The sequence below is a fragment of the Desmonostoc muscorum LEGE 12446 genome (assembly GCF_015207005.2).
GTDB lineage: Bacteria > Cyanobacteriota > Cyanobacteriia > Cyanobacteriales > Nostocaceae > Nostoc > Nostoc muscorum.
The window spans coordinates 3998381-4018484 of record NZ_JADEXS020000001.1 but is presented as its reverse complement, the minus strand read 5'-3'; the positions used below and the strand labels follow the sequence as shown (position 1 = coordinate 4018484).

Sequence of the window (20104 nt, the reverse complement as noted above, 5' to 3'; positions counted from 1 at the left end):
TTCAAAGATAATCAGTTATTACTACAAGTTCCTTGAAGGGGATTTCTGAATGGCGATCGCCTGTCTTAACCACTTTTTTGCCATTTTTCTAAATATCTGCTTACAGATACTCGATATGGATTTATTTGATTAGCCTCTTTCATATACCTGATAGCTTCTTCTTTTTTATGAAATTTATATGCAACAAATGATCTGCCAATTAACAGGGAATCAATTGTTTTTTTGCCCTGCCTTCTAGCTTGCTCATCAGCCTTTTGAAATGCTTGGTTTGCTTGCTCAAAATTCCCATTACTCAAATGTGAACAGCCTATCAAAAAGTGAGATTCCCAGATAACTCTATTTCTTTGGCTAAGTGAGCATCTTTCAAGAATTTTCTGGGCTTCATAACTTTCATTATTAAGTATCAAAGCTAGTGATAATGTATGCGCGATGTAATCATCTAGGAATGTGCCGCAATTATCATTAATAACGTTTATGGCTTGAATGTAATCTCCTTGACTAATATATAGTCGCGCTAGTAATTCAGCAATAAATTTTTTATTCTGCCTTTGGTTTTCTGGAGACCAGGAGAAATTTAGAGCAGCATTAAGGTATTTAGCTGCTCTATCGCGGTATTTAATCACTTCTGGAGTATCTTTTTGTCCATAGCCACTAAGAATCCAATATTGTGCAAATGAAACTTTGCCTAGCCAATATAATTTATAGACACCATCTATCCCATCATTGGTTGTATTGGTGGTGTTAACTTGCCATTCGTCCGGCATCTGCCTAGAATCTTGCTGATCCGTAAGCCAACAGTGGTAAAAGTAAAACCATGCTTTGTTGGCACAATCCCAATCCTGAGGAGAATAGCTAATTGTATCACTTTCAGAAATCCCTTTTTGCAGTCGTAATGCATACACTGTCACATCCCAGTCTTTGCGAATTTGATCATAGTAAGCACGTCCAGTACAATAAAATGATTTAATATACTCTTTACGATAGCGTTTACGCTTTTCATGTTGTATTTCATCAGTAGAGTTTAATGACTCCCAAATTTCAATTGCTTTTAAAAGCGAAGTAATTCCTTCCTTGCGTTTCTGTCTAGCCAAATCAAAAATATTTTCTGAATTATCTTTATTTTTTCCAAATAAAATTTGATCGGGAAGAATTTGTGCCAGTAAATAGCCTTTTCTGTAAAGATCAGCAATACGATTGTTATCTATTGATAATGCTTGCTCATAATACTTTATAGATGTTTCAGCTTCTTCTCGAATGTTGCCATCACGTCTCCCTTTCGGCTGTTTAAGTTCTTGAACGTTCTGATAATATAAATAAGCTAAACTTGACCAATAACCTGGATTTTCTGGCGCAAGCTCAACACATCGTTTGCGAATGTTTTCAGTAACACGACGATATTTTGCTTGTTGGTTGAGGAATGTTTTCTTACGTTCTTGATTATTGAAAATATCTGGCGGAATACTTGAAGTTTCTGCTAACTTGCCTGAAGCAAAGCCAATTTCATTTGAGATTTCAACATTATTCCATATGTCTGGATGATTTTGAGCAAGATTTTCTAATGGTGCAAATAGATTGTATATTCCAAGCCAGTCATCACAATTCTTCATGTCCAGAATTTGATGCTTAAAAGTATCGCCAACTGGATTTTCTTGCATTATTATCACCTGAGTATAAATAAGAAGTGTTAACTCAACCTGCTTAAATATCCAAATATCTTTAAGGGATATTGTGCAGATTTAATATCTTTAAATTAACTTTTTTATACTGTTACTTTCTTCAGTATTAATACTGTTATCAGTCGTATGACAAAGTTGACTTTGAGCTATTATGGAATAATATTCCAAAAATGTCATATTACAACAGGTTTGGGAGTCAAAGGTGAATGAGGAGTGGCAGATTATCTTCTACCGAGATAGCGATGGCACAGAACCAGTGCAGGAATTTCTACTAGATCCTTCTCTCACATCTGGAGAGCTTAAACAGTTTCAGGTTCGCGTAACACTGTTAACGCAAAAAGGATTATCTTTACTCTTGGAATGGTCAGACATCCTCGATAAGATTGAGGGAGAGAAAAATCTATATGAGCTACGCCTAGACAATACTCCTAATAATCCCCGCATTTTTCTATGTGCTTTGGTAGGTAAACGTTTGGTATTGCTACACGCTTTCAAAAAGAAGGGACGCAAAACCCCAAAACTAGAAATTAAAATCGCAGCTAAACGCCGAAATATGGTGATGGCAAATGAAGAAGATGAAGAATAACCCCCACTTAGGAAGTGATGCTTTGGCTTTTATACAAGGGATTGTACCGGATACACCAGAGACTCGTCGCGTTGAGCAACAAGAACTTTTTCGCTTGGCCTTGACTCAGGCAATGCGGGAGATTCGCAAACAAGCTGGACTTACTCAAGAACAGCTAGCTGAACGTCTCGGTGTGGGACAAAGTTGGGTTTCAAAACTAGAGAGTGTTAATAACGATCATACTTTTGAATCGATAATTACTTATTTAGACGCACTAGGGGCAAAATTGGAATTATCGATCATTTTGGGAGAAGAAATTATTTCTGTGAACTCGAAAGACACAGCTACTGGTGGTATTTTTTTCAAAAAGAATTAAGTAGCGATCGCATCAAAAATTTAGTCTTTAATTAGGCAATTGCCTAAATAAAATTACTACCCTAGAACCCAATACGGTTCAGTTAAGGGTTATTGGTGTAAATAATTCGTCTTTGAAGACGCGATAAATCGCGTCTCTACATGAGGGTTTTCTTGCTCTATCTGAACTGTATTGCCCTATAACCTCGTTCAGGGTATAATGCAATCTGTCTATATACTCCATCCAACTAATCAATATTCCCTAGCCAGAGTTGAGGAATAGCATGTTTTAGCTGGAATAATTATTGTATTTTAGATTTATAAATATTCAAAAAACACTTCTGGCACTAATTTTAACTCTCCAGATTGAAAGCGCAAAATATCTATCCATAGTGCCCTATGTTTATGTTTTTCTGATTCAAAAAACACTAAACTTTCTAATTTATAAAACTTCGGAGCAGCAAAATCACATTGATAAAGTTGAATAATTTCGTGGCCTTGCCTACCGTTGAAAATAAACAAATTTTCTATACAACCTAGATAGCGAATATTCGTTAACTCTGCCTGAATTTCTTCTTGAAATTCACGTTGTAGCGCCTCGCGGCTAGTTTCACCAAAGTCAACCCCACCACCTAAAGCACGATAAAATGTTTCTTGTTTTGCGGGGTCGTAGCCTTCAGAAACAAAAATGCGATTCCCATCTCGAATTAATCCTAAAGCTAATACCCGAATTTCGCCAGGTTTACTCATTATTGTGATTAATTATCATAAATAGAAGAAGGACGGCTTTCGCTATCTTCAACAGGCCAATCTTCATTTTCGCCGCCGATGTACAAATCTTCAATAGTGACATATTCCTCACTGAGTTGTGTGAGGGCATTGATTAAAATATCAAGGGCGATCCCATCACTAGTTCCCAAGTCAAACCAACAACGCGCCCACTGTCCTTGATATTCAAATTCACCCATATTGTGCATCAGTGCTAGTAAGCTTCTGTTGTACCCTTGTGAATCATAAGTCATGTAGTTGATATCGAGTCCAGTTTCCTGTACCTGGAGATTTTCTGCGTTAAATGCACCCAATTTACCCAGATAAAACCAGGAATCAAAAGCTTCTTCTATAGAACCCATTTGACATCTAAGAAGGTGCTGCAAGCCTCTTAATCATTAGCCTGATGAAGCAGATATTGAGTTTGGCAGTGGCACTAACCAGGGTTCGTTCAAAGTTCTTAACCAGAATTTTACAGCGCTCCATCCAAGCATTGGAGCGTTCGATCACCCATCTAGCTATTGCCGGAACAAATCCAGATTTTCCTTGTGCCGCTTTCTCTTGTTTTGAGGGTTTCGTAGAAAGTTGAAACTGAATTTTGGTCATGATCTCTGGGTAAATTCGCTCTAACTCCTGAGTCAAATATTCTGGGTGATACCCATGATCTAGCAGGATAGTAATCTTGGGAATATCGATAGGTTTTGACTTGAAGTAGTCGATGTTGAGAGTAAACATCTCAATTAATCCGGCATCATCCGAGACATTGGCGCGAGTACAGAGCGTAAAAAAGGGAAACCCAAGGGTGTCAATAGCCAAATGCCTTTTAATACCGTTGGTGGCTTTGTAGAAGCAAAAACCTTTCGACTCCACACTGGCGTTGCAGGTATTTTTCACTGCTTGGGAGTCAATGATGATCAATGTCGTCCAGTGCGGTTTTTTTTTTACCTGTTCACGCACTTGTCCATGTAAGACACTCATCAGTTCCTCAAATACCCCGGCTGCTCGCCACTGTTTGTAGTGCCAATATACAGTGGAATAAGGGGGGAGGTCTTTAGGTAAGTCTTGCCAATTGCATCCATTTTTTAGTTGATAGAGAATTCCATTGAAGATATCTCGCTTTGGCCAGTTGGTCGGTCGAGTCTGCTTCTTAGTCGGTAATATCTCTTGCAATAAGGGTTCAAAAATTTCCCATTCTGCATCAGTGAGGTTGCTGGAATACGCCATTAGTATTGGATTTTAGATGCTGAGGAGTACCTTAATTCAAAACCTCACAAGATGTCAAATGGGTTCTATATACTGCTTTTCGCGTTCAGAAGGATTTGTGCTGAATTTTAGCCAAATCCATACATCAAAAGGATTAATTTCGCGGAACTGAATTTGCATTTTGGTCAAATACCTGAATTCTTATGACTGAGACTAAGCATATCAAAGTTGGGAATGGGGAGTGGGGGAGATGAGGGAGATGAGGGAAGAGGGGAGGCAGGGGGGGCAGGGGAGGCAGGGGAGGCAGGGGGAGAAAGAATAACCAATGCCCAATGCCCAATGCCCAATGCCCAATGCCCAATGCCCAATTATCTAGCTGAATTATTTAAGCTAATAGCATTTTTCCGTTCACTCTCGATTTGTTTGACTAAATTACTTGGGAGTTGGGATTTTTTAGTCAATGCTTTGTCAAAATTAGCGATCGCTTCCTTAATCAGTTGCTGACTTTTTTCTTTTTCCCCTAGTCGTCTCAGAATTTGGGCTTTGAGATAATAAATTTCTGGATTATCGCCTGCGGTTTCAATGGCACGGTTGACAGACTCTAGTGCTTGAGGATACCGTTTTAAATCCCGATAGGCAAGGGCAATACCCCGATGCACGAGATACTGAGGAGCAGCATTTTCTTGTAAGCGTCCAATTGCTTGATCTGGACTAGCGAAAGGCAAATTAACCGCCAACAATAAATCCATATAACCCTTGATTAAATTCAGTTCTGGATCGTTGGCAGAAATCGCTTCGGCTTTGTCTAAATATTTATAAACTTGCCGCAAGCGACCAAAAGCTTCTGGTACACCGTTGGCTGTACCTTCACGGATGAGAATTACAGAACCCTCTAAAAAATGACCAACGGCAGTGTATAAATTACCACGCAATGGGTCAGTAGGAATCAACTTTTGTGCGCTTTCCAAGGTTTTCTGGCTGTAGGTGCTTAGTTTAGCCCAATCCTTATTTCCGTATGCTAAAGATGCTTTCATGGCATAAGCTAGAGGTTCATTTGGCTCTTTGGCTAGTGCTTCTTTGAGGTAACCTTCTGCTGCTCGATAATTGCCTTGTTGGAAAATCGCTTCAAAAGCTGCTTGAGTTTGATCGCCAATCTCATGAGGTTTCTCAGTGCGAAAGGGATCGCCAGCTAACGAGGGATTTATGGAAAGATTAAGTGCGATTGCCCAAGGGGCAACGCCAAAGGCGAACGCAGCCCCAAAACCCACCTGAGCAAATTTAGTGAGTCTAGCAAACACGACTAATTGAGAACAGGAAAACCTTTGAGTCATTTTAACCCTCAGAATAATTGCGGTTGAAATAGTTGTATGTGTTACTTAGAATGCAAAAATGGCTAATTTTAACTTGTGTCTGCTTCAGGCAAAATTTTCTATCAAGGTTGACTTGGGTAATTTTTTCATGTTCCCAGGCATGTTGTAGCCATTGTTTAAGGGTGAGTCTGCCACAATGGAGAAAAGGTGGATAATTCTTGCTGCTAGATTAGGGTGTTAAAGCAAGTAATGTAATATGAATTTTTTTTAGAATTTTCCAGCTGCTCTTGGTGTAGTTAATCAGTAATTTGCCGACTTTTTGGTAATCTTAACAAATGCTCTATCTCCGAAATCTAATTTATCACCCCACAGCGTGCCCAACAGCGATTCTCAAATCGATCAACTTAGAATTAGCACCCCAGCAGCTTGGTCTGATTATTGGTCCGAGTGGTTCTGGTAAAAGTACTTTACTAGAAATTTTATCTGGACTAGCTGAACCCACCTCTGGCGCACTCTTTTGGCGCGAACAAGAACTGATTCCCGAACAGCTACAACAATTGGCTGGGTTAGTGTTTCAGTTTCCAGAACGGCATTTTTGCGGTAGTTCGATTTTAGAAGAATTGCGTTTAGGACATCCGGAATTAGGGTCAGATCGAGTCAGAAATGCCCTGAGTGAGGTGGGATTAGAACATTTATCGCTCTCCACTGCCCCTCATGCTTTAAGTGGAGGTCAGCAGCGGCGTTTAGCTTTGGCAGTGCAATTGATTCGCCAGCCAAATGTACTGTTGTTGGATGAACCCACTGCTGGGTTAGATTGGTCAATGCGGCGGCAGCTGGTAAATTTATTAGCAAAACTCAAACAAGATTGGACACTATTGGTAGTGACACACGATGCTGGAGATCTGTTAGCGATCGCAGATCGTTGCTGGACACTCAACCACGGTGAACTAGAATCAGTTGACCCAAAAACACTAGAAGCCAAAGTTAAAGAACCTCTGCCGACGGTGTGAGTCGGGGAGTGGTAAGAGGCAGGGGGCAGGGAGCAGGGAGCAGAGGGGAAAGAGGTAATTTTTCATTCTCCCCTTCCCCCTACTCCTCTGCTTCTTACCCATGACCAATGCCCAATGACAAATGACAAATGACAAATGACGAACTCATTGCCTGAAATGGCAGAAATTTGGCAGCAAACTCTCAATTGGCAACCAACTGTTCAACAGCAGGCGCAGTTCCAAAAGCTTTATGAGTTAATCCTGGAAGGTAACCGCCAATTAAATTTAACTCGCATCACCGAACCTCAAGAGTTTTGGGAAAAACATCTTTGGGATTCACTGCGAGGAATTGCGCCACAGGAGCAATTTATTTCCTCTCTCCAAGAGGGTGCATCTGTGATTGATATTGGTACAGGTGCCGGTTTTCCGGGTATTCCAGTGACAATTACTGCACCTAATTGCACAATGACTCTCATGGATTCAACCCGCAAAAAAATTACTTTTATTGAAAAAATATTAACTGAACTTGCCCTGACAAATGCTAAAACTCTTGTTGGCAGGGCTGAAGAAATTGGTCAGCAACCCAAACACCGACAAGTTTATGATATTGCCTTAATCCGTGCTGTGGGGACAGTCTCTGTTTGTGCAGAATATACACTACCACTGCTCAAACAGGGAGGTTTAGCCATAATTTATCGTGGTAATTGGACAGAAGATGAAACAACAGCTTTGCAAAATGCTGTTAAACAATTGGGCGGCGTTATTGAAGCGATCGAAAAATTTACAACACCCTTGAGTCAAAGCGTTCGCCACTGTGTGTATTTGCGTAAGGTAGCCACGACACCAACTCAGTTTCCCCGTGCTACTGGTCTACCTACTCAAAAGCCTCTTTGACATCTCCTAAGGGACTTCCAATTACAGCAATTTTCAGGTAAATAGACCACTTTGTAGGGGCGCACAGCTGTGCGCCCCTACCGAGAATTGTGGTTCAAACACATGAAAAGCGCTGTAAAAAACATTCCATCCCTGCGGGACGCTCCGCGAACGTAGGATACCACAGCTAGCTGTGCTAAGGGACTTCCAACTAAAAAAATATCCCATCGCTTTGGGGGGCAGGGGAGGCAGGGGGCGCAGGGGAAGCAGGGGAGGAAGAATCTAATGATCATCTTCGCTCCAAAATTGAATAATTTAATTTCTGGAAGTCCCTAACCGAAAAATGTAAAAATAATTTGGGATAATTTATTTTTTTGAAGTCCCTAAGGCAAGTCTTATACTTTCCAATTGCCAGAGGAGATGGGAAGATTTCGAGTAATTCTTCTATCTCCCCATCGCTCCTATCTAAGCAAATTTAAATTTTTTAGCGTCTGCAAATCGCTTGTTAATTTCATCCCAGTTAACCACATTCCACCAAGCCTCTAAGTAATCAGCGCGGCGGTTTTGGTAGTTGAGATAATATGCGTGTTCCCATACGTCATTGCCCAGGATGGGATATTTGCCTTGGCTGACGGGACTATCTTGATTAGCTGTGGAGGTTACTTCCAGCTTGCCATTTTTGTCACGCACTAGCCAAACCCAACCACTACCAAAACGACCAGCACCAGCTTCGTTGAACTGTTTTTTGAAAGCTGCAAAACTACCAAAATTTTGATTAATAGCTGAGGCTATATCACCTGTTGGTTCTCCACCACCTTTGGGCTTCATAATTTTCCAGAACATGGAATGGTTCACATGACCACCGCCATTATTTTGTACTGTTTTACGAATATCTTGTGGTACTGTGTTAAGTTTTTGCAAAAGTTCTTCAACACTTTTGTTTTTGAGTTCTGGATGTTTCTCTAATGCCGCATTCAGGTTTTTCACATAAGTTGCGTGGTGTTTATCGTGATGAAACTGCATTGTTTTGGCATCAATGTGTGGTTCTAGGGCTTCGTAGGCGTAGGGTAACGGTGGTAGTTGGATAGCCCCTGTTGTGTTTGGTGTTGTGTCGGGGGTTGGAGTGTTTCCCTCAGGAGAACTTTCTGCCAATGCACAACCATCTAACGCCAAAGCACCCACACCTGCTGTGAGTAAAAACAAGAAATAACGTCGATTAACAGTCATATAAGTTTTTGCAGCGAATCCGTGTCAATTAATTGCTTGTTCTCATTTTCTTAGATTCTGGTTGCAAAAAATGAGGGAGTGGGGAGTGGGGAGTGGGGAGATGAGGGAGATGAGGGAGATGGGGGAGTGTGGGGAGAGAGGGGAGAAAGATTTCTTCCCCATACTCCCACACCGGACACACCTCCCACACTTGCAATGCCCCACTCCCCACTCCCTACTCCCCACTCCCCCCATTAGCAATTAACCAAAGTGCTGAATTATTGCTTCGGCAAATTCAGAACATTTTAGGGGTTCAACTGGTGGTTCTAGCAAACGTGCTAAATCATAGGTGACTTGGCTGTTGGCGATCGCATCTCCTAAACCTTTCTTAACTAGGTCTGCGGCTTCTTGCCAACCGAGAAATTCCAGCATCATCACACCAGACAAAATCACTGAACCAGGATTAATTCGATCTAAGCCGGCGTGTTTGGGTGCAGTGCCGTGGGTAGCTTCAAATATGGCACTGCTATCGCCAATGTTTGCTCCTGGCCCCATTCCCAATCCACCGACGATCGCCGCAGCAGCATCAGACAAGTAATCGCCGTTCAAGTTCATTGTCGCCAGAATCGAATATTCATCGGGTCTGGTTTGAATTTGTTGAAAAATACTGTCAGCAATCCGGTCATTCACCAAAACTTTATCTTTCCATTTACCATCGCCGTGGCTTGCCCAAATTGAGTTAAGAACTGTTTCAACTTCCTTGACAATTTGCGCTTTTTTCTCTTCGGTAAGAGCATCAAACCCCGGATCGATTTGACGGGCGTTTTCTTCTAAGGAAATATTGGGATTTTTTTCCTTGTTGCTCAAAATCCAAGATTCCCTTTCGGTGACAGTTTCTTGGCGAAACTCGCTGGTTGCTAGTTCATAACCCCAATCACGGAAAGCGCCTTCGGTGTATTTCATGATGTTGCCTTTATGCACCAAAGTCACTTGTTGCTTGTGTTTGGGCAATTGCAAGGCGTGTTTGATGGCACGTCTGACTAGGCGCTGGGAACCGGTTTTACTGATGGGTTTAATACCGATGCCAGAATCGAGGGGAATTCGTTTTTTCCCGTGTTCTGGGGTGGCGGGGATGAGTTCCTCGTTGAGAATTTTAATTAAGCGATCGCCAATTTCGCTACCTTGCCGCCACTCAATACCTAAATAAATATCTTCAGTATTCTCTCGATAAACAATTACATCCAGTTTTTCTGGATTTTTGTGGGGTGAGGGTGTGCCTGCGTAGTAGCGGCAAGGGCGCACGCAAGCATACAAGTCAAAAATTTGCCGTAGTGCCACATTTAAAGAACGAATACCGCCGCCAACTGGGGTAGTTAAAGGCCCTTTAATAGCCACACCATATTCTTCAATTGCCGTTAGAGTATCCTGAGGTAAATACTGATAAGTTCCGTATAAATCACAGGCTTCATCCCCAGCGTAAACCTTAAACCAACTAATTTGGCGTTGACCTTTGTATGCTTTAGCTACCGCAGCATCTAGCACCTTTTGGGTAGCAGGCCAAATATCAATACCTGTACCGTCGCCGCGAATAAAAGGGATAATTGGATTATCTGGTACTACTGGTTCACCATTTTTGAAGGTGATTTTTGCTCCAGTTGTAGGGGGGGTAATCTTCTCATACATACTTCAAACACTCCTGAAAGATACGCTGTTGGGATTTGGGCATGGGCATGGGGATTGGAGATTGGGGAGTGGGGATTGGGGAGTTGGGATTGGGGACTGGGCATTGGCTATTTCTCCCCCTGCTCCCTCATCCCCCTCATCTCCCTCATCTCCCCACTCCCCACTCCCCACTCCCCTGAAGCGCAGATTGTCCCCCTATTCCCTTGTACATTATTTGCAGATCAAGTGTGGCATTGGGTGAAGCGATCGCAATTTTGTACGATCAAAAATAGTAAACTACTTTTCGCTATCGATGGTTCGCCTTGGAGAATGCTCGATAGCTGACCGCTTTTTCACGCTCCCGCTAATACGAGTAATGGCATGACAGACCCAATGATTTTATCAGGCCCTCCTACTGACATCGACTCCCTCCGACAACCATTAATCGCTGGGTCTATTCAAGTCCAACAACAAATCATCTCACAGCTAGCACAGTTGGGTAATGAGGGATTAGAGGTGTTGATGGAATTTTTACTGAAACGACGTGATAATCCAGCGACTTGGGTTGATGGTAAAGCATACCAAGTCCTTTACAAGTCCGATGCACCCCAAGCCAAAGAATTTCTGCTCTCTTGGTTTCCTGAGGGAATTGTACCTCTAAAATCAGAGTGCGGGATTAATTACAATCCTTTGCAACAGCTACTCGCCCTTCAAGATTTCCAAGCTGCCGATCGCATAACCATCGAAAAAATGTGTGAACTCTCCGGGCCAACGGCTGTACAACGCAAATGGTTGTATTTTACTGAGGTAGAAAATTCCTCGGCTGTTGACTTGCAAACTATTAACAATCTATGGTTAGTCCACTCCGAGGGCAAATTTGGCTTTTCAGTGCAGCGAGAAATTTGGTTGAGTTTAGGCAAAAACTGGGAGAATTTCTGGCCGAAAATTGGCTGGAAACAAGGTAATAATTGGACTCGTTATCCCCATGAATTTACGTGGGATTTAAGCGCCCCTAGAGGTCATTTACCCCTTTCTAATCAACTACGGGGAGTGCGAGTTTTTGCTTCTTTATTATCTCACCCTGCTTGGACACAGTTATGAGTTAGGAGTTATTAGTTATGAGTTGAAGAGATTTTAAATTTAAAACTCAAAACTCAAAACTTAAAATTCCTAACTCCTAACTCCTAACTATTAACTTTAATCTGATAATGGCAAACGTTCGTTTAGAAGACATTAAGCGTAGATTTAACAATGTCACCGCTATCGAGGACATTACCTTTGAAATTCCCGATGGAGAATTTTGGGTTTTAGTTGGGCCATCAGGTTGTGGTAAGTCTACAATTTTACGAACGATCGCCGGTTTGGAAACTGCGACTTCTGGCAAACTGTTTATTGGCGATCGCTTGGTGAATAACATTCCAGCCAGACAGCGGGATGTGGCGATGGTGTTCCAAAACTACGCTCTTTATCCTCACATGACGGTAGCCCAAAACATTGGCTTTGGGTTGCAGATGCGGAAGGTTGACTCGAAGATTATTCAAGATAGAGTCGTGAATGTAGCGCGATCGCTTTCTTTAGAAAATCTTCTAGATCGTAAACCTAAACAACTTTCTGGAGGACAACAACAACGAGTAGCCTTAGGAAGAGCGATCGCCCGTGAACCGCAAGTATTTTTACTTGATGAACCTTTGTCTAATTTAGATGCTCAGTTGCGAGATGATACCAGAGCAGAATTAAAACAACTACATCAACAATTGGGCATCACCACAATTTACGTTACCCACGATCAAGTTGAGGCAATGACTTTGGCTGATAAAATTGTGGTGCTAAATCGCGGACGCATTCAACAAATTGGCGATCCCCAAAGTATTTATGCCTCTCCAGCTAATCAGATGGTGGCAACTTTTTTAGGTAGTCCGCCAATGAATATTTTATCTGCAATCTATCAGAATGATGGTTTTGATGTGAGTGGACAATTATTACCTATTCCAGCACTTGTACAGGAAAGATTAAAGTTGCGTCAAGGACAAAATTTGAATTTGGGTATTAGGCCAGAACATTTAAAAATCAATACTGACTCAGAATTCAGCACTCACAACTCAGCACTCCTCCAGGTTGAGGTGAAGGTGGTGGAACCTTTAGGAAGGGAAACTTTGATTCGTGGGGGTTTACCTGGCTCGACAACGGTGCTGAATATTCAGACAAGTGGCGATGTGCGTCCACGTCCAGGCGATCGCCTTTCTCTCGAACTAGATTTAAATGAATTATTCGTGTTTGATCCCAAAACCGGAGATAAAATTTTCCCTCATGAGTGACTGTGGCTGAAAAGTAGCTCAGTTTAGTTAGAAAATCCAAGTCCTACCACCCTGGAAATCTTGCTACAGACTCCTGTTTTGTCTAGCCCCTACGGTGGTATAGACCCTAAAAAATATAATACATTTTGTTACAGAGCTAAATTACACTAACTAATGGTGATAGAGTCTCCTTGCCAAAGTCAAAAGGAAGCTTTATTTTGTGATTTTATTTGGCAACTCATGTTTTTACTCGTAAAATCGAAGACAAGGTAAAGGTCAGTAGAAAAGAGTCCCTAAATTGATGAATCCGTCCATAACTCAGGGTGCAAGAGCTATCACTAAATCCCAGGTGATAGACCGAATAAACGATATCGCTTGGCAAGCTCACCAAGGTAGCGTTGCAGCGATTATTCAGCTATTAAACGAAAAGCTGGCCAAGTCAGGGGTGAGAACCAGAGCGATTTTTTCTGATGGTGTCTTACAAATTTTATGTGAAGCGCCCAAGGTAGAGCAACTTGAGCAATCTCCCTTAGTAGAACAAATCCAGCAAATTCTGGAATCCATTGCACCGCGTAACATCCGCCGAGTCAATATCAACAGTAGAATAGTTCGGGAACAGCAATTACTTTGGTTAAAGGAAATATCTAGCGATCGCGAAAATCAATTGCTGTGGTCACAGGAAATTACATTAATTCAACCTAATGCTATCAAACAACTAATTAATGATTTGACAGAAGCCCAAGCTGAACTAGGAAAACCAAGTTTTCCGAGAACTCCAGTGTCTCGTTCTTTAGTACTGCTTAACAAAGAAAAACACAAAAATAAACGTAAAACAAACATATTAGCTACCGCTGGTCTGTGTTCTTTGTTGTTGCTTGGTTGGTTTGTATATGCCAAATTAGGTAATAAAATTAAAAACCTAATACAACCAGAAACTTCCAAATCTTTAACAACAGAAAGTACTAAAGAAAGTAAAATTCAAACACCACTGATTACTCCTAATAATACTGTTTCGGAATCATCAGACGATCCATTTGGAACAGCTGTGCGAATTGCTAACCAAGCTTCTGCATCTGGTAAAGTAGTCACAACTTCAACTCAGTGGTTAGAGATAGCTGCTAGATGGCAACGTGCTTCAGATTTAATGAGTACGGTACCAAAAAACCACAGCCGTTATCAGGAAGCTAAGATTCGGACTCAACTATATAAGAAATATAGTGAAGCGGCACAAAAAGAAGCGCTTAAGAGTAAATCTTAGTATAATTTTGTGTAAAACCCTAGCGTTTTTAAATGCTTTAGGTAGCAAAGTAAATACAAAGCTAAGCAAAGTCTTGCCAAATTTAATTAGTTATTTTACTGCTACCCTAACCTATGGTTGAATTACCTCAAAATTCCTGCAATGATGAAAATCAAGAAAAATTTTCTTGATTTAAATAAATATTTTATACATCCGGTATTCTAAAATTGTGACTCCTGAATTCTGAATTCTGACTCCTTCTCATTTTACTTCTCGCACTTCACCCAAGCGCGTAAAACGAATTTCAATACGTCGCCGATTCGGTTCCGACTGACGCTTTTGTTGTGGAATGGGAGCAAATTCCCCACTTGGTAATATTAACTGTGCCGCCGAATAGGCACGAAATTGAACACCCTGCATTTTATTTTGTTGTTGGATTTTTAGCAGTTCTTTCACCACTGCAAGAGAACGCATCAATCCTAAATCAGCGTTAGAACCAGCTTTAAGTGTACTAACTGAACCCCCTTGGCTAGCTGCTACTTCTAAAGTATTGTCTAAATTACTGTTGATAATGCCAATAGGTTGTTCATCAGTGTGTCCAATAATTTCAACTGTATTAATATTGTAAGTTTTTGTCGTTGTTTCTATATCAGGTACAAGTTTATTTGTAATGTAATCCAACATTGTTGGTGGAATCACTGCGCTACCTGGATCAAATCGAGAATTCTCATCTTTAATCAGTAAAATTGGCGGCGTTCCTGGATTAGTTATTTGTGAGATTGTATATTTGGTGCTGGCTAGTAGCAATAATAGCAGCAATATCATGAAAGCATTAGACATTAAATCTGTAAAAGCCGGCCAAATATTTAAGTCTTCATTGTAGTCACTATGTCGGGAACGACGAGTCATAATTTAATATTTTGATTTCAAATAATTATCCTGCTTTCTCCGCAATCCCTTCCATTCCCCGCCTCAATTTATAAATTTCATCTTTGATATTATTAACATCTTTATTAAACTGTTGAATATTATTAACTAACATTTCTATTCCTTGTTTATTTATATCTGTCTGCTGAATAATTCCTTTAATTATCATAGCGCTAACATTTTTATATTCGGTATTAAAACTTTCATTATTGTTTTGAATAACATCGATAAAATCTGATTTAGACATATCAAATTTCACGCCTAACTGACTCGCAAATCCTTCAAGATTGGCGACAACAGTTTTAACTTGTTGATTGTTAGAACCGATTTGCTGTGATAAGTTTAAAATTAGGCGATCGCCTAAAGCCTCAATTGCTAAATTAACTTGTTCTGTATAGCGTTTTACGAGTTCTACTAACTTTGTAAAAGTCTCAGATTTATTGACAATTTCTTGCTCTAATTTATCAAGTTTGTTAATTGCTGTCGAAAAACTATTAGCTCCTTGGTTGAGTTGAGGAATAATCTCACCAAGAGAATTTTGATTCTTTTTATGCAACTCTAAAACTTGAATTGAAGTTTGATTACTATTTTTAATATCTACCGCTAAGGTAGTTAATTCTTGACTACACCGCTGAACTTCTAGTACTGCTGATTCTATGAATTTGGTTGTTTCGGCTAAACTTGCAGCAGATTGTGAAAATCTCTCTTGCATAGTAGTCAAATCTCCTGTAGCTGCTGATAATTTTTGCGGAAACTGACTACTAGCGAAAATTTCAGCAGACTGTTTAAATACATGAGATTTTGTATTGAGTTCATCAATTGTGTGCTTAAATTCATTAGCAGCACCAGATATAGTACCAGCAGCTTCATAAAAGCTCTCATAAACTTTTACGGCTAAATCATTAGCTTTCTGATTCCCTTCCTCAATTTGTTTAGCCACACTTTTCATAGGTTCCTCTATTGCCTGCCGCATTGTAGAACCAAATCTAGCTAAAAATTGATCTTGCTGGGATACCATTCTATTGATAATTTTATCAAGGCGAGTATCACCCTGTACTTTAGGATGATAAATATTATCCAGGTAATCTTCAAGGGAACTAATAAGTCGATATTTAGCAAAACTAGTATTTTTTAACCAATTAAATAATGTTAATACAGTACTAAAAAAAAGTCCTGTTAAGCTTGTGATAAAAGCAATACTCATCCCTTCCAAGGGTTTCTTTAATTCAGCCAGTAAGCCACTGACATTGGCACTATTAGTTTGATTGATTGTTTGACTGAGTGCTGACAAATTAATCGTAATCCCTAAAAAAGTACCTAGTAAACCAAAAGCTAAGAGTAAATTGGGGAGAATACGACAGAAGTAATCTATTTGTTCACAAGTGAATCCCCAAACTTTTTCTTGGCTATAAACTTGGTCTATTAATGCCGCTGTATTCACCTGATCTAATTTACTACTAGCTTCTTTAAATCTTTGCTCTAATTTGTCTATTATTTTTGGTTGTTGTCCGGGTGAGACTCTATCAATTAACCTTCTTACCCTGTCTTCCAAAATTAGAAGATGTTGATAGAGAGCTAAACGATAAAAAACGGTAGCTATAGATGGTAAAACCACGAATAAAAGAGTGATAAAAATTAAGAAAGGAGGTATTGGTGGCATGGAAGTAATTTGTAATTGTGTAAAGATATATATAAAATAGGTTGGCATTAACCAACCTGAAAAATAAACTATAAAGGGTATTGAGCGAAGATTTTTTGTTTTTCGCGATCGTACTCTTCTTCAGTAATTAATTCATCAGCTAAATCTTGTTTGAGTCGCTCCAATTCCAAGCGTCTTTTTGCTCGATTATCAGTATAATCTAATCTTGGCGTCCGATTATCAATATAATCCACTGGAGAATCAATCACGATTTCGCTAGCATCAGTAATTGCTTGCTGATTTAGTGTATTCTTGCTTGGCGCAATACTCCGGTTTTGGAAATTTTTAAACTGCTCATTTATCTTTTTACGAAAACGAGGGATTATCCCTTCTTTAGCTGTGGGATCATTAGTTTGAGAACTTCCAATTACTGCTGTTTTGTAGGGATAATTAGGATTATCTTCTGGTAATCGATCTACTTCTTCAGTAAATTGTCTTAATTTGGGTAAATATGCATTTTCCCACACTTGAGGTTGTCTGGCGATGACAGCAATTTCATTATCTAAAAGCTGTCGCAAAGCTTCAGTCATATCTTGGCGATTAGCAAGTTCCTCTAAAGCTTGACTCCACTCTAGACTTAAAGCAGCAATATTATGACTATCGCGTAATTGGTCATAATATTGAAATTCTAACTGTTTATTTTCCCGATTATTTTCTAATAATCTCAAAGCTAGACAAGGATAAAAAATATCCTCCAATTCTTCCATTTTTTTAGCATCAGGCGGGATAATATCAGGGAAAGAAACGTTATAGTCGTTATGGAGAAAAGAAGAAGTAGAATGCTGTTCCCGTAGATAGGGATTTCTCATTCTTTCCAAACCACTAATTAGTCTGAGAGGAAAACCAGCATACTCATTAACAATTAAAATTTCGTCTTCAGCTTGTGTTGCTTTTAAAACACTGGGTTCGACTCCGATATCTTGTGTAAGTAAAGTTTTAAACTGTCTGACTTCTGAATCATCTGTATCTTTAAAACCTACTAATTTGCTACTTTTAGCAGGATCTTCACGAAAATAGGGATCGCTTAAATTCAAACGCAAAAGGGGTTCAGCTTCCTGCATCACTTGTGCTAAGCGAGTTGAACGCACTGCTAGGGAGTAGTTTTGCATAAAGCGTTTAATCACAGAATTGATAATATTAATACTTCGAGAAGCAAATAATTTATCAACTTTGAGATCAATTTCTTTTTGTAACTGTTCTATAGTACTGCGTTCTCTATCTATAAAACTTGCTAAAGTTTGTCCTCTACCAGTTTGTTCTGTAATTGTAGAACTGACTAAAACAAATTGCCGACGTAAATCATCTGTTGGTAAAATAGTTTGATAGCAGCTATCAATATCTTCACTATCAAATATTGCTTCACCGCTCATTTCATCAAAATTCAATTGTCTCAAATCCCTATCTTGCTTTTCGTAGAAACTTTGTAAATCGTCTACTAAGCTGCTAAATGCTGCAAGTTGAGTTGTTCTTTCTTGAACATGTTTTTGCAGGTAATTAACAATTTTTAGTGCTTCTTGAACAACTGTGACATCAAAGTTATGCTGAATAATTTTGCAGGCTTCCTGTATTGATCTTCTGGCTTCATCTTGGAATTGGCTATTTTTATTATTCAGCAGCGGTATACTGGGTTTTTGTTCAATATCCTCGATTGTTTGTTCAGTATCTCGCCATTTTCTGTCTAAATCTTCTATGATTTTCATACCACCCTTATCGGTGATTTGTTCTTGCAAATTTAATTGATAATTATGCAACTCATGTTGTAAAGCATCTAGCCAGTCGCGGGTACTTTTAATAGAAAAATTAGCATCTGTTGGTGTGAGTAATTGACCGAGATAATCATCAATATTAGTTTTTAGTTCCTTGGTAATATTTGGAGAAATCTGTAGTAGTCTTGTGAGCCAAATTCCCCTAGTACTTTCAGTTTCACCAGGCTGGATTTTGCGGAATTGTTCTCTAAATTCTCGTGGCAATTGTCCGCGAATATCATTGCGGTTTTCACGCTTTTGGCACTCGGAAATTTGCCGTTCTAATTTATTTCTCCAAGCACTGATAGTATTACGAAAGCTCTTGTTATTTTCTTGAACTGATTCTGCAAGTTTACTAGTAAAATTATCCTTGTTTTCTGGATCGTTATGCCAATGATGTTGAATCAGGAATTGCTCAATTAATTTTACGGGATCTGGACTTTGACCCTTGCCACTTAACCAAAATTTCACTAGTTCTAAACTAACGCGGTTTAAGGCAATTTGTACAATAGTGTCGCGGGGAAAATAAATAGCGGCTAAGCCAAATGTTAAATAACGCTGGGTATTAGGACGTGGGTGTTTATCCCACTGAATCATGTGCTGGAGAAAATTGTCTCTACTACCTTTAATTGCTGGTGCTAATTCACTGGAAAAATCCAGAGCGATTTTATGAGCAATAACATTACATAGCTTACCTTGGACAAGAATTGAATATTCCCCTCCGGTTTGACTAGATACTAAATAGGTATAGTCAAATGGTGGACGTTGTTCTTGAATAACAGTTAAATTTGCAATATCATAACAAGCTTCAAATTTTGTTCCTGGTGTACTGTAATAATTTAGTTCTTTGAGAGCAGCATAAGTGTTGGCGCTCATGCTGGGAGCATTGCCATATAATTCTGGACTAATGATTAAATAGCTGAAAATTTTGGCACTTTGATCGCCATAAAGATGTCTGAGACTATAAGCAATGTCCAAAAACATGCCGCTACCAGTACCACCACAAAGAGAACCGACTACAAAAATGCTCAGTCCAGGTTCGACTTTTAAACCTGCTTTTAGTAATAAAGAATCATGTCCTCTAGTGCGCCTTTCTGCGCTTTCAATTGCTGTTTTAATCTTTTGATAATTGTGGAAAAAAGCTAGTCTACCTACAGGTCGAATACCTTTTGCACCTTCTTCGACTGCTTTAATATTTCGCAGTAATTGTGGTGGAAACCATCTGCCAATATGGTCGTATGGGCCATGACGAGTATATTCTGAACGTCGCTCCAATCCTTGGATAAACATGCCAACTTCATTGGACGACATTGTAGCACTGACTTTCTCTGCTTCTTTGAAACTGAGGTCTACACCGTGATAGGTACTTCCTGTACGAATACCTGTTACTTGGGTTGCGGCTTTGTCTGTGTCAATGTGGATAAAACTCACAATTGGCAGGTTGCTTAAATCTCCATAACGGTCAACAATTAACCGCCGAATTCTCATTAAAACATCGCGTCCAGTACCGCCTAAGCCGATACAAATTGTACGGTTGATTCCCCGATATTGAAATTCATTTGTAGTTGCTTGACTCATAGTATGCACCTAAGAATT

At 39.8% G+C, this 20104-nt stretch carries 16 protein-coding genes and 2 pseudogenes; 7 read left to right on the top strand and 11 right to left on the bottom strand.

What is annotated here, in order from left to right; genetic code table 11:
• Positions 1 to 65 precede the first annotated feature (65 nt).
• Positions 66 to 1655: a tetratricopeptide repeat protein gene (locus tag IQ276_RS17260; protein WP_193920111.1), complete on the bottom strand. Its 1590-nt coding sequence runs from the start codon at positions 1653 to 1655 to the stop codon at positions 66 to 68.
• A 223-nt stretch (positions 1656 to 1878) separates the two neighbouring features.
• Between IQ276_RS17260 and IQ276_RS17255 the strand changes: the two genes are divergently transcribed.
• Entirely contained in the window at positions 1879 to 2262 is a 384-nt protein-coding gene (locus tag IQ276_RS17255) for a type II toxin-antitoxin system RelE/ParE family toxin (RefSeq protein WP_193920109.1), read from the top strand.
• Positions 2252 to 2617 carry a helix-turn-helix domain-containing protein gene (locus tag IQ276_RS17250; RefSeq protein ID WP_193920107.1) on the top strand — a complete coding sequence of 122 codons (366 nt, stop codon included), beginning with the start codon at positions 2252 to 2254 and terminating at the stop codon, positions 2615 to 2617. Before IQ276_RS17255 ends, IQ276_RS17250 begins: the two co-directional genes overlap by 11 nt.
• Positions 2618 to 2913: 296 nt before the next feature.
• Here the strand turns inward: IQ276_RS17250 and IQ276_RS17245 are convergent, their stop codons facing one another.
• The 5 genes and pseudogenes from IQ276_RS17245 to IQ276_RS17225 all read right to left on the bottom strand — a co-directional run bounded on the left by IQ276_RS17245 (position 2914) and on the right by IQ276_RS17225 (position 5897).
• Entirely contained in the window at positions 2914 to 3345 is a 432-nt protein-coding gene (locus IQ276_RS17245) for an NUDIX hydrolase (protein WP_193920105.1), read from the bottom strand.
• 8 nt (positions 3346 to 3353) lie between these two features.
• Positions 3354 to 3716, bottom strand: a pseudogene (locus IQ276_RS17240) (DUF3531 family protein); the annotation flags it as partial.
• Between the two features lie 16 nt (positions 3717 to 3732).
• Positions 3733 to 4587, bottom strand: coding sequence for an IS5 family transposase (locus tag IQ276_RS17235; RefSeq protein ID WP_235115308.1), 855 nt, complete (start codon positions 4585 to 4587; stop codon positions 3733 to 3735).
• 57 nt (positions 4588 to 4644) lie between these two features.
• Positions 4645 to 4746: pseudogene (locus IQ276_RS17230) on the bottom strand (DUF3531 family protein); the annotation flags it as partial.
• Between the two features lie 188 nt (positions 4747 to 4934).
• Entirely contained in the window at positions 4935 to 5897 is a 963-nt protein-coding gene (locus tag IQ276_RS17225) for a Sll0314/Alr1548 family TPR repeat-containing protein (protein ID WP_190881455.1), read from the bottom strand.
• A gap of 314 nt (positions 5898 to 6211) precedes the next feature.
• Between IQ276_RS17225 and IQ276_RS17220 the strand changes: the two genes are divergently transcribed.
• Together IQ276_RS17220 and rsmG are read left to right on the top strand one after the other, a co-directional pair.
• Positions 6212 to 6886 (top strand): ABC transporter ATP-binding protein, encoded by a 675-nt coding sequence (locus tag IQ276_RS17220; protein WP_190881454.1) that lies wholly within the window; start codon positions 6212 to 6214, stop codon positions 6884 to 6886.
• A 135-nt stretch (positions 6887 to 7021) separates the two neighbouring features.
• Positions 7022 to 7759: a 16S rRNA (guanine(527)-N(7))-methyltransferase RsmG gene (gene rsmG, locus IQ276_RS17215; protein ID WP_193926105.1), complete on the top strand. Its 738-nt coding sequence runs from the start codon at positions 7022 to 7024 to the stop codon at positions 7757 to 7759.
• Positions 7760 to 8203: 444 nt separating this feature from the next.
• Here rsmG and IQ276_RS17210 read toward each other — a convergent pair whose 3' ends face one another.
• Positions 8204 to 8965 (bottom strand): superoxide dismutase, encoded by a 762-nt coding sequence (locus IQ276_RS17210; protein WP_193926138.1) that lies wholly within the window; start codon positions 8963 to 8965, stop codon positions 8204 to 8206.
• Positions 8966 to 9205: 240 nt separating this feature from the next.
• On the bottom strand, positions 9206 to 10627 hold the full coding sequence (locus IQ276_RS17205) for an NADP-dependent isocitrate dehydrogenase (RefSeq protein ID WP_190881450.1): 1422 nt from the start codon (positions 10625 to 10627) through the stop codon (positions 9206 to 9208).
• 360 nt (positions 10628 to 10987) lie between these two features.
• Here IQ276_RS17205 and IQ276_RS17200 point away from each other — a divergent pair, with 360 nt between their 5' ends.
• The 3 genes from IQ276_RS17200 to IQ276_RS17190 all read left to right on the top strand — a co-directional run bounded on the left by IQ276_RS17200 (position 10988) and on the right by IQ276_RS17190 (position 14158).
• Positions 10988 to 11707 (top strand): GUN4 domain-containing protein, encoded by a 720-nt coding sequence (locus tag IQ276_RS17200; protein WP_193922495.1) that lies wholly within the window; start codon positions 10988 to 10990, stop codon positions 11705 to 11707.
• Positions 11708 to 11814: 107 nt separating this feature from the next.
• The gene (locus IQ276_RS17195; RefSeq protein ID WP_190881446.1) at positions 11815 to 12921 is read left to right on the top strand and encodes an ABC transporter ATP-binding protein; all 1107 of its coding nucleotides are present in this window, start codon (positions 11815 to 11817) and stop codon (positions 12919 to 12921) included.
• Between the two features lie 280 nt (positions 12922 to 13201).
• The gene (locus IQ276_RS17190) at positions 13202 to 14158 is read left to right on the top strand and encodes a hypothetical protein (protein WP_193922496.1); all 957 of its coding nucleotides are present in this window, start codon (positions 13202 to 13204) and stop codon (positions 14156 to 14158) included.
• Between the two features lie 240 nt (positions 14159 to 14398).
• Here the strand turns inward: IQ276_RS17190 and IQ276_RS17185 are convergent, their stop codons facing one another.
• From IQ276_RS17185 to IQ276_RS17175, 3 genes are read right to left on the bottom strand one after another with little or no spacing between them, the layout of a single operon-like run.
• Positions 14399 to 15046: an OmpA family protein gene (locus IQ276_RS17185; RefSeq protein ID WP_193922497.1), complete on the bottom strand. Its 648-nt coding sequence runs from the start codon at positions 15044 to 15046 to the stop codon at positions 14399 to 14401.
• Between the two features lie 25 nt (positions 15047 to 15071).
• A complete protein-coding gene (locus IQ276_RS17180; protein ID WP_235115739.1) occupies positions 15072 to 16772 on the bottom strand; it encodes a MotA/TolQ/ExbB proton channel family protein in 1701 nt (566 codons plus the stop codon).
• Between the two features lie 20 nt (positions 16773 to 16792).
• Positions 16793 to 20086 carry a tubulin-like doman-containing protein gene (locus IQ276_RS17175; protein WP_193918048.1) on the bottom strand — a complete coding sequence of 1098 codons (3294 nt, stop codon included), beginning with the start codon at positions 20084 to 20086 and terminating at the stop codon, positions 16793 to 16795.
• Between the last annotated feature and the right edge of the window lie 18 nt (positions 20087 to 20104).

Coding starts and splice junctions, on each gene's coding strand:
- IQ276_RS17260 (WP_193920111.1), bottom strand. CDS start 1,655: ATGCAAGAAAATCCAGTTGGCGATACTTTTAAGCATCAAATTCTGGAC.
- IQ276_RS17250 (WP_193920107.1), top strand. CDS start 2,252: ATGAAGAATAACCCCCACTTAGGAAGTGATGCTTTGGCTTTTATACAA.
- IQ276_RS17245 (WP_193920105.1), bottom strand. CDS start 3,345: ATGAGTAAACCTGGCGAAATTCGGGTATTAGCTTTAGGATTAATTCGA.
- IQ276_RS17235 (WP_235115308.1), bottom strand. CDS start 4,587: ATGGCGTATTCCAGCAACCTCACTGATGCAGAATGGGAAATTTTTGAA.
- IQ276_RS17225 (WP_190881455.1), bottom strand. CDS start 5,897: ATGACTCAAAGGTTTTCCTGTTCTCAATTAGTCGTGTTTGCTAGACTC.
- IQ276_RS17220 (WP_190881454.1), top strand. CDS start 6,212: ATGCTCTATCTCCGAAATCTAATTTATCACCCCACAGCGTGCCCAACA.
- rsmG (WP_193926105.1), top strand. CDS start 7,022: ATGACGAACTCATTGCCTGAAATGGCAGAAATTTGGCAGCAAACTCTC.
- IQ276_RS17210 (WP_193926138.1), bottom strand. CDS start 8,965: ATGACTGTTAATCGACGTTATTTCTTGTTTTTACTCACAGCAGGTGTG.
- IQ276_RS17205 (WP_190881450.1), bottom strand. CDS start 10,627: ATGTATGAGAAGATTACCCCCCCTACAACTGGAGCAAAAATCACCTTC.
- IQ276_RS17200 (WP_193922495.1), top strand. CDS start 10,988: ATGACAGACCCAATGATTTTATCAGGCCCTCCTACTGACATCGACTCC.
- IQ276_RS17195 (WP_190881446.1), top strand. CDS start 11,815: ATGGCAAACGTTCGTTTAGAAGACATTAAGCGTAGATTTAACAATGTC.
- IQ276_RS17190 (WP_193922496.1), top strand. CDS start 13,202: ATGAATCCGTCCATAACTCAGGGTGCAAGAGCTATCACTAAATCCCAG.
- IQ276_RS17185 (WP_193922497.1), bottom strand. CDS start 15,046: ATGACTCGTCGTTCCCGACATAGTGACTACAATGAAGACTTAAATATT.
- IQ276_RS17180 (WP_235115739.1), bottom strand. CDS start 16,772: ATGCCAACCTATTTTATATATATCTTTACACAATTACAAATTACTTCC.
- IQ276_RS17175 (WP_193918048.1), bottom strand. CDS start 20,086: ATGAGTCAAGCAACTACAAATGAATTTCAATATCGGGGAATCAACCGT.